Consider the following 11,577-nt stretch of genomic DNA (forward strand, 5'->3'; position numbering starts at 1 on the left):
CACCTCCCGCCTCCTACGGGGCGGGAGTGCCCATCTCCCGGATCGGTCCGGACAGCTCCCTCTCGAAGAAGTCGAAGAACCCCTTCGGGTCGGGGCCCGCGTTGATCAGGCACAGGTGGTCGAATCCGGCGGAGGCGAACTCGCGCACCACCTCCAGGTGCTTGTCCGGATCCGGCCCGTACCCGAACACGTCGCGCATCGCGTCCCTGTTGACCAGGGCGCTGGCCGCCTCGAAGTTGACCGGGTTGGGCAGCTCGGACTGCACCTTCCACCCGGTCAGGGCGAAGCGGAACATGTCGCGCGCCGAGTCCAGCGCGTCACCCTCGTTGGTCGCCCAGGCCAGGGGCACCTCGGCGTAGCGGGGACCGGTGCCCCCGGTGTCCCCGTAGAGGCGGGTGAGCGCCTTGCTGGGCTCGGTGCAGAACATGCCGTCGCCCATCTCCGCGGCGAGCAGGGCGGCCTCCTCCCCGCCCGCGGCCACGACGATCGGCGGCGGCTCGTCCGGCAGGTCGAACACCTGGGCGTCCTCCAGGGTCAGGTACCTGCCGTCGTAGGACTGGTAGCCGCCGGACCACAGCAGGCGGATGATCTGGATCGCCTCGCGCAGCATCTCGTGGCGCCTGGTCGCGTTGGGCCACCCCTTGCCGACCACGTGCTCGTTGAGGCGCTCGCCCGATCCCAGCCCGAGGGTGAACCGCCCCTCGGACAGGATCGCGGTGGTGGCCGCGGCCTGGGCGACGATCGCCGGGTGCACGCGCAGGATCGGGCAGGTCACGCCGGTGGCCAGCTCGACCCGGTCGGTGCGCTCGGCGATGGCGGCGAGCATCGACCACACGAAGCCGGAGTGGCCGTGGCTGAACAGCCACGGGTGGAAGTGGTCGCTGATCTCCACGAAGTCGAATCCCGCCTGTTCGGCGCGGACGGCCTGGTCCACGATCTCCCTGGGCCCGAACCCCTCGGCGAACAGCTTGAAACCGACCTTCATGACGTCCGTCTCCCCTCGGTCACGCGGGCACCGACGCGGTGGGCCGGTCCCAGTAGCGGTGTGCTCCGATCAACCGGGTGAACTCGGCGACGCTCTCCTCCCCGGCGTCCGGCGAGACGACCACGCCCCGTTCCACCCGGACGGCGCCGGTCACCGCCGCGGCGGTGACCTCCTCCGGCAGCGGGGGCGCGAGCAGCTCGGTTCCCGCGCCGACCGCCGCCACCGGCTTGTGGTGCTTGTACGCCTCCAGGACGAAGTGCCGCGCGACACCGTCCCCGGCCAGCGTGCGGGCGGCGTCCGCTCCTCCGGGGACCAGGACCGCGTCGTAGAGCACCGAGGAGACGGTGGTGTAGGCCCGGTCCACGGTGACCACTCCCCCGGCAAAGGTGCGGACCGCGCCGTCGGTGGCCGCGAGGAGCTCCACCACGGCACCGGCCCCGACCAGGGGCTCCCGGAACGCGTCGACGGCGGCCTCGTCCACCCCGTCGGCGACCAGGACGGCCACCTGGCGCCCGACCACGGACCCGAACGCGGTGTGGAGCTGGCTGACGGCGGGCGAGGAGCGGCCGTGGTTGGGCGTGCCCTCCTCCTCAGGGGGCTCGACGCCGATCCCCTCCGCCACCTGCACGGACAGCCCGTGGTCCACGTGGTTGAGGTTGGCGACCACCCGCTGGCGCACCGCCAGCTCCTCGCACTTGCCCAGCTCGAAGCGGAACGCCTCCACCAGGTGCTCGCGCTCCCAGTCGGCGAGGCTGTTGTAGAAGAGCGTGGCCTGCGAGTAGTGGTCGGCGAAGCTCTCGCTGCGCACCCGGATCTTGTCGCCCTCCACCTTCTCGGTGTAGTGGTGGTAGACACCGCCGCCGTGGGCCAGGACCGGGCAGCCGCCGCCCAGGCTGTTGCGGAAGTAGGAGGTCGTGCCCCGGTGCACGCGGTGCTGGGCGAATCCGTCCCTCTGGTTGTTGCTCACCGGTGCGACCGGCCGGTTGATCGGGATCTGCTGGAAGTTGGAGCCGCCGAGGCGCAGCAGCTGGGTGTCCAGGTAGGAGAAGTTGCGGGCCTGGAGCAGCGGGTCGTTGGTGAAGTCGATGCCCGGAACCACGTTGGCGGTGTGGAAGGCCACCTGCTCGGTCTCGGCGAAGAAGTTGTCCGGGTTCCGGTTCAGGGTCAGTTTGCCGATCGGGCGGACCGGAACCTCCTCCTCCGGGATGATCTTGGTGGCGTCCAGCAGGTCGAAGTCGAACTCGTGCTCGTCCTCCTCCGGCACGAGCTGCACGCCCAGCTCCCACTCCGGGAACTGGCCGCGCTCGATGGCGTCCCACAGGTCGCGCCGGTTGAAGTCGGGGTCCTTGCCCTGGATGCGCTGGGCCTCGTCCCAGACCAGGGAGTGCGTACCCAGGAGCGGCGTCCAGTGGAACTTGACGAAGGTGCCCCGCCCCTCGGCGTTGACGAAGCGGAAGGTGTGGACGCCAAAGCCCTGCATCGTCCGGTAGCTGCGCGGGATCGCCCGGTCCGACATCAGCCACATCATCATGTGCATGGTCTCGGGCTGCAGGCCCACGAAGTCCCACAGGGTGCCGTGCGCGGACTGCGCCTGCGGGATCTCGTTGTGGGGTTCGGGCTTGACCGAGTGCACGAAGTCGGGGAACTTGATGCCGTCCTGGATGAAGAAGACGGGCATGTTGTTGCCGACCAGGTCGTAGTTGCCCTCCTCGGTGTAGAACTTCACCGCGAACCCGCGCACGTCGCGCACCGTGTCGGCGGAGCCGCGGGACCCGGCGACCGTGGAGAAGCGGACGAAGACGGGGGTGGTGACGTCGGGGCTGCTGAGGAAGTGCGCGGCGGTCACGTCGGAGAGCCCCTCGTAGGGGCGGAAGTGCCCGTAGGCGCCCGCTCCGCGCGCGTGCACCACCCGCTCGGGGATGCGCTCGTGGTCGAAGTGGGTGATCTTCTCACGGGCGTGGAAGTCCTCCAGCAGTGTGGGCCCCCGCGCGCCCGCGCGCAGCGAGTTGTCGGTGTCGCCCACCCCGACCCCGGTGTCGGTGGTCAGGGGCTGGTCCGGATCGACCCGGTCCCTGTCGAGCTGGCGGTCCTTGGCGTCGCGTTCCTCCGCGGCCATGGCAAGCCTCCGTGGGTCGTGCTGCTCCGGTGGATCGGTGTGCCCTGCGTTCGGGGGGATCGCCTCCCGTCCCTCTGACCGACACCGTTCGCGGACAAACACGGTTGACCCCGTTTTGGAGCGGTGTTCACCGCTTCCCGGTCAGGGCAAAGGAAGGTCCCGCGATCGCACCGGGTCCGAATCGGAAAGGAGCGAGGCGGGTAGGGGCGGGCACGCGAGGAGACCGCGAAGACGAGAAGGGGAGACGACCATGCCCGAGACTCCGCTCCCGGCGCAGAGCCAGCCCTACCCGGGCCGGACCGAGCCGATGGATCCGCAGCCCAAGGACGAGATGCGCGACTACGAGGGCCGCGGCCTGCTCCAGGGGAAGCGGGCGCTGGTCACGGGAGGCGACTCCGGCATCGGCCGCGCCGTCTGCGTGGCCTTCGCCAAGGAGGGGGCCGACGTGGTCTTCGGCTACCTCGACGAGGAGGACGACGCCCAGCACACGGTGAAGCTGGTCCAGGAGCAGGGGCGCAAGGCCGTGGGCGTGCGCGGTGACGTGGCCGACGAGGCGTTCTGCTCCCAACTGGTCCGGCGCGCGGTCGACGAGCTGGGCGGGATCGACGTCCTGGTCGAGCACGCCGGGACCCAGAAGCCGGTGAACGACTTCACCGAGCTGAGCACCGAACAGCTGCGCCGCACGTTCGACGTCAACGTGATGGGGGTGTTCTGGACCGTCCGCGAGGCGCTGGAGCACATCCCCGAGGGCGGCTCGATCATCATCACCGGGTCGGTCAACGGCCTGCGGGGCAACAAGTCGCTGATCGACTACGCCGCGAGCAAGGCCGCGGTGATGAACCTGTCGTCCTCGCTGGCGCAGACGCTCATGGGCCGGGGTATCCGGGTCAACTGCGTGGCCCCCGGACCGGTGTGGACCCCGCTCATCCCCGCCACGCTCGGGGAGAAGGGCACCGAGGGGTTCGGCGGGCAGGCTCCGATGGGCCGGGCAGCCGACCCGGACGAGATCGCGCCCTCGTACGTGTTCTTCGCCAGCGGCCGGATGTCGTCCTACTACAGCGGCGAGACCCTGGCCCCGATCGGCGGGGAGATCCAGTCGAGCTGAGTCCGGCGCGGAACCGGACCCGGTGGAGGGCGCGGCCCCGGGGCCGCGCCCTCCACCGCTCTCCCCGGCACCCGCCCGGCACGGGTCGGCCCCCTCCACGCGTGTGAAGGGGGCCGGGAGGGCGTGCGTCAGGACGAACGGGCCCTGGCGGTGCGCCGGTTGTTCTCCTTGTTCAGCGCCTCCACGAGCTGGCCCTTGCTCATCTTCGAGCGCCCCTCGACGCCGAGCTTCCGCGCCTGTTCGTAGAGGTGCTCCTTGCTGGCGTTGGCGTCCACTCCCCCGGCGGTCTTCTTGTCCCCGCCCCGTCCGGGGCCCGCCCCGGGGTTGGAGGCCTGCTCGTCCGAGGGGCCCGAGCGCTGCTTGGGCACCCAGCGGTCACCCTGCTTCTCGAACTCGTGCTTGACGGCGGCGAAGGCGACGCGGTGCGCGCGCTCCCCCTCGCCGTACTCCTCCACGGCCGAGTCGTGCGCCTTGATCCACGTGCGCTGGGCCTTCTCCGGAGACCGCTGGAGGGTCGACGGAAGTTCACTTGCACCGGGCATGGTTCTCACTCCCTCGTCGTACGCCTACACGGTCCGCCTGCCCGTGGACACGACGCCGAAAACACCGATTTGCCCCTAATACGCCCTATGTCACCCCTGTGAACTGCACTCCGTCACTACTGGTGATTCAACGGATGCACGTTCACCGGGGCGACACCATAGTGAAATCACGAACGGAGGGAGGTGAATTCCAGGTACCCGGTTCCTTTCGCTCTCCTCCATGAGAGGACGGGTCACCTGACACGGCCGACGTACCGGAACCCCCGCAGTACGGGTGGGTCGGCTGCTTCCCCCACGGGAAACCCCCCTGGTCCGCGACGCGAGGCGCGCGGATTCCCGCTGCACGAAAAGAGGAAAAAGGCGTGCGAACACACCCCCTTGCCCCCGAAACCGACGGCGCCCGCCGTAGTCCCCGTTCCCGTATCTCCCGGATCGCCGCTCGTGCGGCACTGACCCTGACGCTCGTCGCGGGTGTCACCGGCGGTGTCGTCGCTCCGGCCCAGGCCGCCAACCCCTACGAGCGCGGACCCGCGCCGACGGAGTCGAGCGTCACCGCGGCCCGGGGTTACTTCGACACCGACACCGACAGCGTCTCTTCGCTGGTGAGCGGCTTCGGCGGCGGCACGATCTACTACCCCACCACCACCCGTGAGGGGACGTTCGGCGGCGTGGTCATCGCACCGGGCTACACCGCCAGTTCGTCCACCATGTCGTGGATGGGCCACCGGCTCGCCTCCCAGGGCTTCGTGGTGTTCACCATCGACACCAACACCCGCTACGACCAGCCGGACAGCCGGGGCCGCCAGATCGAGGCCGCCCTGGACTACCTGGCCGAGGACAGCGACGTGGCCAACCGGGTGGACGGCGACCGCATGGCCGTGATGGGCCACTCGATGGGCGGCGGAGGTACGCTCGCCGCCGCCGAGGACCGGCCCGAGCTGCGCGCGGCGATCCCGCTGACCCCCTGGCACACCCAGAAGAACTGGTCCAGCGTCCAGGTTCCCACGATGATCATCGGGGCCGAGAACGACAGCATCGCCTCGGTGCGCTCGCACTCCATCCCGTTCTACGAGAGCCTGAACCGCAATCTCGAGAGCGCCTACCTGGAACTGGACGGCGCGAGCCACTTCGCGCCCAACACGTCCAACACGGCCATCGCCAAGTACAGCATCTCCTGGCTGAAGCGCTTCGTCGACGAGGACGAGCGCTACGAGCAGTTCCTGTGCCCGCCCCCCAGCACCGGCTGGCTCTCGGACTTCTCCGACTACCGGGACACCTGCCCGCACCTGACCTGATCCGGCTCCCCGGTCCGCTCCGAGACGGCGCGGACCGGGCCCGAGACACCGCGGCGGCCCGGAGGAACCCCCTCCGGGCCGCCGCCCTGTGTGCAGGGGACCATGCTCCAGGAGCGGAGCAGGAGCGGGGGGAGCCGCGCGCTCCCGCGGGTTCCGGGAGCGCCGGGTCCCTGCGGAGCACGGAGGCGCCGGAAGCCGTCGGGCACCGGACGGTCCCCGTGCTCACGGGCACCGCGGGGCTCCGGGACCGCAGGCTCACGGAGTACCGCAGGGCCCGAGGCCGCAGGCTCACGGAGTACCGCAGGGCCCGAGGCCGCAGGCTCACGGGGCGCCGCACGGCCCCGGAACCGAAGGCTCACAGAGGCACCGCAGGGCCCCGGGCCCGGAACCTCTCGGCGGCACCAGGGCTCCGCCGAGGAGCCCAGGACCCAGGGCACGCCAACGGCCCCGGGGCGAGAAGCCCGCGGGGCCGGATGGGGATCACCGGAACGGCCGTGAAGGATCAGGGCGGGCCGCCCGGCGCCGGCACATCTCCCGAACGGAGGGCGCCGGCCGGGGATCAGTCGTGGAAGTCCAGCTCGTCGGGGCCGAGGGCCTGGAAGTCGGTCTCCTCGATGGGGCCGCCCTCACGGTCGGTCACACGCGGGTCCTGGACCATCTCGATGCTGCCGCCCTCCTGGTACTGGACGACGTACACGCCCTGGTGGCCGCCGTGGTCGTCGCCACTGGAGGCGAAGGGGACGGGGCTCGGGCCCTGCCACTCCTGGGACTCCAGGGCGTCGATCAGCGACTGGCGGGTGAGGTCCTCGCCCGCCGACTTGAGCACCTGGGCGAACATGACGGCCTGGGTCATGCCGAAGACGTGCGTGTTGGTGAGCGTTCCGCCCTCGCCGTACTCCTCGTACACGTCGATGAAGAACTGCGCCCACGCGTCGTCCGGGTCCTCCACGCGCGGCATGTAGCTCGTGATGAGCATGCCGTCGAGGAAGGCGTCGGCGGGGACGCCCTCGGCGTCGGTGTCCTGCGTGAACCGGGACAGCAGCCCCTGGAGCGTCGCGGTGTCGCCGCCGATGCTGGAGACCACCCACTGCGGCTCGTAGCCGATACGGGCCGCCTCCAGCATGCTGAGCGCGACGAACGCCGGGATGCAGGAGCACACGACCACCTCGGCCTCGGAGCGCTCCAGCTCGGCGATCTGGGCGCTGAGGTCGGTCACCTCGGACTCGTAGTGCTCACGGGCCACGACCTCCTCGTCGAGGTACTGGTCGAGCCCCGCCTGGGAGTCCTCACCGATGTCGTCGTTCTGGTACAGGTACCCGACGTTCTGGTCGGCGAAGTTCTCGGCGATGTACTCGCCCTGGATCTTCGCCTCCTTCGTGTAGTCGGTCTGCCAGCCGTAGGTGAGGGGGTGCTCCTCGGGGTTGTTCCACGCCAGCGCGCCCGAGGACGGGAAGACGTCGGGCACGCCCTGCTCGTTGAGGTAGTCCAGGACACCGCTGTGGGTGGGTGTGCCCAGGCCGCCCACCATCGCGAAGATCTCGTCCTCCAGGACGAGCTGCCGGGTCACGTCGATCGTCTGCGCCGGGTCGTAGGCGTCGTCCTCCACCCGGTAGTCGATCGTGCGCCCGTTCACACCGCCCTGGTCGTTGACGTACTCGAACACGGCGCGGGCCCCCTGGGAGACCGCGAGGTACCCCGGGGCGGCCGGGCCCGTCAGGGGCTGGTGGGAGCCGATGATGACGGAGTCCTCGGTGACGCCGGTGGAGACGTTCAGGTCGACCTCCGAGCCCTCGGTGACCTCGCCCGCGCCGCTGCACGCGGTCGCGAGCATCGTCAGGGCCAAGGCCGCCGCCAGGGCGGTCCTGGTGCCGCTGCGGTTTCTCATGGTGTTCTCCTTCGTTGGGGGGTGGAAGCGGTCGTCCGGGCGCGGCGGGGTTCCGGAGGTGCCGAAGGTTCCCGCCTTCGGGGCGCCCGAACACGGGGCAGAGCGAAGCGGAGCCCCGAGAGGGCACTGCTAGCGGGGCTTGGTGGGCCTGATGCGGGAGGCCAGGCGCTGCAGCGCGCCGTGGATCCCCAGGGGCCAAAAACGCAGGACGAGGATGAGGACCACGCCGAAGAACACGACCGGGAGGTTGTTCTCCGCGTCGCGACTCAGGCCGAGGGACCCGGCCAGGTCCGAGGCCCAGATCTCCAGGTAGACGATGGCGACCGAGGCCCACAGCGCGCCCCACATGCTGCCGATGCCGCCCAGGACGAGGGCCGCGAGCAGGGTCAGGGACAGTGCGAGGGTGAAGGTGCTGGGGGTGGCGGTGCCGAGCACGTAGGCCTGGAGGCCGCCGGCGAGGCCGCCCGCCGCCGAGGCGATGACGAACGCGACCACCTTGGTCTTGCCGACGGGGACCCCGGCCATGGCGGCGGCGGTCTCGTCGTCGCGGATGGCGCGCATGCGGCGTCCCAGGCGTCCGGTGGAGACGACGGCCAGTACCGCGAGGCCGATGACCACCACGGTCCACACGACCAGGGCCTTCCACTCGCTGTCGGTGACCAGTCCCTGGAGGAGGGGCGGGGCGCCCGAGGTGCGGATGTTGAGCCCGTTGCTGCCTCCGAGGAGGTCGTGGTAGCGGTGGGTCAGCCCGGGCAGGCCGACGGCGAGGATGAGGGTGGCGCCCGCGAGGTAGGGGCCGTGCAGGCGCGCGGTGGCGGCGCCGACCGCGATCCCGGCGGCCACGGCCACCGAGACGATGATCAGCATGTTCACGGCCAGGGGGAACATGGGCTGGTACAGGACGAGCAGCGCCATCGTGTAGGCGCCGATCATCATGAAGGCGCCGTGTCCGAGGGAGATCTGGCCGCTGCCCCCGACGAGCAGCTGCAGCCCGGCCACGGCCAGCATGGTGTAGCCGACGGCGGCCACGCGCAGCGCGGTGAGGTCTCCGGTGACCAGCAGCAGGGCGGTGACGGCGGCGAGTCCGAGCGCGGCCAGCAGCAGGTGGCGCAGCGGTGAGGGCAGGGAGCGCCAGCGCCCCTCGGAGGGGGCTGCGGGCGGGTTCGCGGGGGCGGCGGCGCGTTCCGCGCGCTGCCGGGTGGGTGAGGACATCGGCTACACCTTTCGCGCGGTCGGACGGGAGAGGATGCCGTCGGGGCGCACGCTCAGGACCACGACGACGATGACGAGAGCGGCGAGGGTGGCCAGCTCGGGGCCGGCGTAGCCGGACACGTAGGACATGCCGAGACCGATGAGCATCCCGCCGAGGACGGCGCCGAAGGGGTTGTCCAGGCCGCCGATGACGGCGGCGGTGATGCCGTAGACGAACACGACGTCGAAGACGTTCGGGGAGATGAACGGGGGTCCGGCGAGCATGCCCGCCAGCGCTCCGATGAAGGAGGCGATCGCCCACCCCGCGGTGAGCATCAGGCCGACCCTCACGCCGCTGAGCCGGGCGGCCTCGGGATGGAAGGCCGCGGCGCGCATGCGCAGGCCCAGTGGGGTGAACCGGTACAGGGCGAACAGCAGCAGGGCGACGGCCCCCACGGACACCAGGGCGAACACGTTGGCGGGCGAGAAGCGGCCCACGTAGCTGAACGCGTACCCGAACCCGTGCTGCTCGTTGCCCCAGACGACGCCGACCAGCCCCTGGATGACCAGGAGGAGGCCGAGGGTGACGATGATGGCGTTGAGCTGGGAGGTGCGGGCGATGGGCCGGACGATGAACCGCTCGACGAGGGCTCCGGAGACCAGGCCCGCGGTGAGGGCCGCGGCGAAGCCGATCCAGTACGAGCCGGTGAGCTGGGTGACGGTGTAGGCGGTGTAGACCGCGATCAGGGCGAGCGCGGGCTGGGCGAAGTTCACCAGGCGGGTGGCCTGGTAGATGATGACCAGGGACAGCGCCAGCGCCGCGTAGGTCGCCCCGGACGCCAACCCGTTCAGGGTCAGGTTGATGAAGTGGTCCATGGAAGATCCCCTCAGAAGCCGAGGTAGGCGTGGCGCGTGCGGTCGTCGGAGAGCAGCTCGGAGGACGGGCCCTCCGCGACGACGCGTCCCTGGTTGAGGACGAACCCGCTCTCGGTGACCGACAGGGCCCCGGCGGCGTTCTGTTCGACCAGGACGACGGTGAGCCCGGTGCGGTCGCGCAGGTCCCGCAGGAGGGTGAAGATCTGCTTGGTGATCAGGGGCGCCAGGCCGAGCGAGGGCTCGTCCAGCAGCAGCACCTTGGGGCGGGCCATGAGGGCGCGGCCGATGGCGAGCATCTGGCGTTCGCCGCCGGAGAGGGTGCTGGCGGACTTGCCGCGCCGTTCGGCCAGGGGCGGGAAGAGCTCCAGGACCTCGTTCAGGGTGGACCTGTCACCGCGGTCGGAGCGCCACAGTCCGCCCAGTCGCAGGTTCTCCTCGACGGTGAGCTCGACGATGACGCCGCCGCCCTCGGGGACGTGGGCGAGGCCGCGGGTGATGACCTTCTCGGCGGGCAGGCGGGTGATGTCCTCGCCGTCGAGCAGGACGCGCCCGGAGGAGGCCGGGTGGAGCCCGGTGAGGGTGCGCAGCAGGGTGGTCTTGCCCGCGCCGTTGGCGCCGAGGACGGCGCACACGCCCTTGGCCGGGACGGTCAGGGAGACGCGGTCCAGGGCGCGGACGGCGCCGTAGGAGGCGCTGACCTCCTCCACGGACAGGATGGACTGGGCTGTCATCGGGCGGCTCCGTTCACGTCGCCGGGGGTGTCGGCCGGTGTGCCGAGGTAGGCCGCGGTGACCTGGGGATCGGCCTGGACCTCCTGGGGGGTTCCGGTGGAGATGACGCGGCCGAAGTTGAGCACGACGATGTGGTCGCAGACCTGCATGACCAGGTCCATGTGGTGCTCGACCAGGACGACGGCCATGTCCTGGCTGAATCCGCGGATCTGGTCGGCGAGTGCGCTGATCTGCTCGCCGGACAGGCCGCTGGCGGGTTCGTCGAGCAGGAGGAGCTCGGGCTCGCTGACGCAGGCCCGGGCGAGGGCGACCTGCTTCTGCAGGCCGTAGGGCAGGGTGCCGGGCAGCCGGTGGGCGTGCTCGGCCACGCCGAAGCGCTCCAGGGCGGCCAGTGCGCGGGCCCGGAGCTCGCGTTCGTCGCGGTGGTGCCGTCCCAGACCGGTGATCAGGGAGAACGGCCCCCCGGTGGCGAGGCGGTCGGCCCCGGCGACGACGTTGTCCAGGACCGTCATCATCGGGAAGAGGTTGAGGCCCTGGAAGGTGCGGGCGATCCCCGCGCGTGCGAGGTGGTGGGTGCGGCGGCCGGGCGGCGGAGCGCCCTTCCAGGTGATGGTGCCCGCCGTGGGGCGCAGGACGCCGGACAGGACGTTGAACAGGGTGGTCTTGCCCGCGCCGTTGGGACCGATGAGCCCGACGACGGATCCGGGCGCGACCTGGAGCCCGACGTCGTCGAGCGCGGTGAGGCCCCCGAAGCGCACGGTCACCCCGTCCGCCCTCAGGAGGTGCTCCGTTGCGGTCGTTGTCATCACTGCCTTTCTCGCGGAATCCGTACCGACCAGTTGGTATGAGGA

The 11,577-nt window shown here is 70.9% G+C and carries 10 protein-coding genes; 2 read left to right on the forward strand and 8 right to left on the reverse strand.

Translation table 11 applies throughout. The features are described 5' to 3' along the window. Positions 1-13: 13 nt before the first annotated feature. Entirely contained in the window at positions 14-985 is a 972-nt protein-coding gene (locus A6A08_RS02840) for a TIGR03557 family F420-dependent LLM class oxidoreductase (RefSeq protein ID WP_073700895.1), read from the reverse strand. 19 nt (positions 986-1,004) lie between these two features. Further along, on the reverse strand, positions 1,005-3,101 hold the full coding sequence (locus tag A6A08_RS02845; RefSeq protein WP_073700896.1) for a catalase: 2,097 nt from the start codon (positions 3,099-3,101) through the stop codon (positions 1,005-1,007). 250 nt (positions 3,102-3,351) lie between these two features. Between A6A08_RS02845 and A6A08_RS02850 the strand changes: the two genes are divergently transcribed. Continuing rightward, positions 3,352-4,206, forward strand: a complete 855-nt coding sequence (locus A6A08_RS02850) for an SDR family oxidoreductase (protein ID WP_073700897.1) — start codon at positions 3,352-3,354, stop codon at positions 4,204-4,206. Between the two features lie 128 nt (positions 4,207-4,334). Here the strand turns inward: A6A08_RS02850 and A6A08_RS02855 are convergent, their stop codons facing one another. Continuing rightward, on the reverse strand, positions 4,335-4,748 hold the full coding sequence (locus A6A08_RS02855) for a ChaB family protein (RefSeq protein WP_073700898.1): 414 nt from the start codon (positions 4,746-4,748) through the stop codon (positions 4,335-4,337). A gap of 362 nt (positions 4,749-5,110) precedes the next feature. On the opposite strand from A6A08_RS02855, the gene A6A08_RS02860 reads away from it, so the two are divergent. Then, positions 5,111-6,043, forward strand: a complete 933-nt coding sequence (locus tag A6A08_RS02860) for a serine aminopeptidase domain-containing protein (protein ID WP_073700899.1) — start codon at positions 5,111-5,113, stop codon at positions 6,041-6,043. 559 nt (positions 6,044-6,602) lie between these two features. On the opposite strand, the gene A6A08_RS02865 is transcribed toward A6A08_RS02860, so the two are convergent. The 5 genes from A6A08_RS02865 to A6A08_RS02885 form a co-directional block, all read right to left on the reverse strand. Next, on the reverse strand, positions 6,603-7,928 hold the full coding sequence (locus A6A08_RS02865) for an ABC transporter substrate-binding protein (protein WP_073700900.1): 1,326 nt from the start codon (positions 7,926-7,928) through the stop codon (positions 6,603-6,605). A 129-nt stretch (positions 7,929-8,057) separates the two neighbouring features. After that, positions 8,058-9,140, reverse strand: a complete 1,083-nt coding sequence (locus A6A08_RS02870; protein WP_073700901.1) for a branched-chain amino acid ABC transporter permease — start codon at positions 9,138-9,140, stop codon at positions 8,058-8,060. 3 nt (positions 9,141-9,143) lie between these two features. Beyond that, complete coding sequence (locus A6A08_RS02875) at positions 9,144-9,995, reverse strand: branched-chain amino acid ABC transporter permease (protein WP_073700902.1); 852 nt, start codon at positions 9,993-9,995, stop codon at positions 9,144-9,146. Between the two features lie 11 nt (positions 9,996-10,006). After that, complete coding sequence (locus A6A08_RS02880; RefSeq protein WP_073700903.1) at positions 10,007-10,726, reverse strand: ABC transporter ATP-binding protein; 720 nt, start codon at positions 10,724-10,726, stop codon at positions 10,007-10,009. Further along, positions 10,723-11,532: an ABC transporter ATP-binding protein gene (locus tag A6A08_RS02885; protein ID WP_073700904.1), complete on the reverse strand. Its 810-nt coding sequence runs from the start codon at positions 11,530-11,532 to the stop codon at positions 10,723-10,725. The genes A6A08_RS02880 and A6A08_RS02885 overlap by 4 nt, the downstream gene beginning before the upstream one ends. Between the last annotated feature and the right edge of the window lie 45 nt (positions 11,533-11,577).

It is taken from the genome of Nocardiopsis sp. TSRI0078, assembly GCF_001905145.1.
Taxonomy (GTDB): Bacteria; Actinomycetota; Actinomycetes; order Streptosporangiales; family Streptosporangiaceae; genus Nocardiopsis.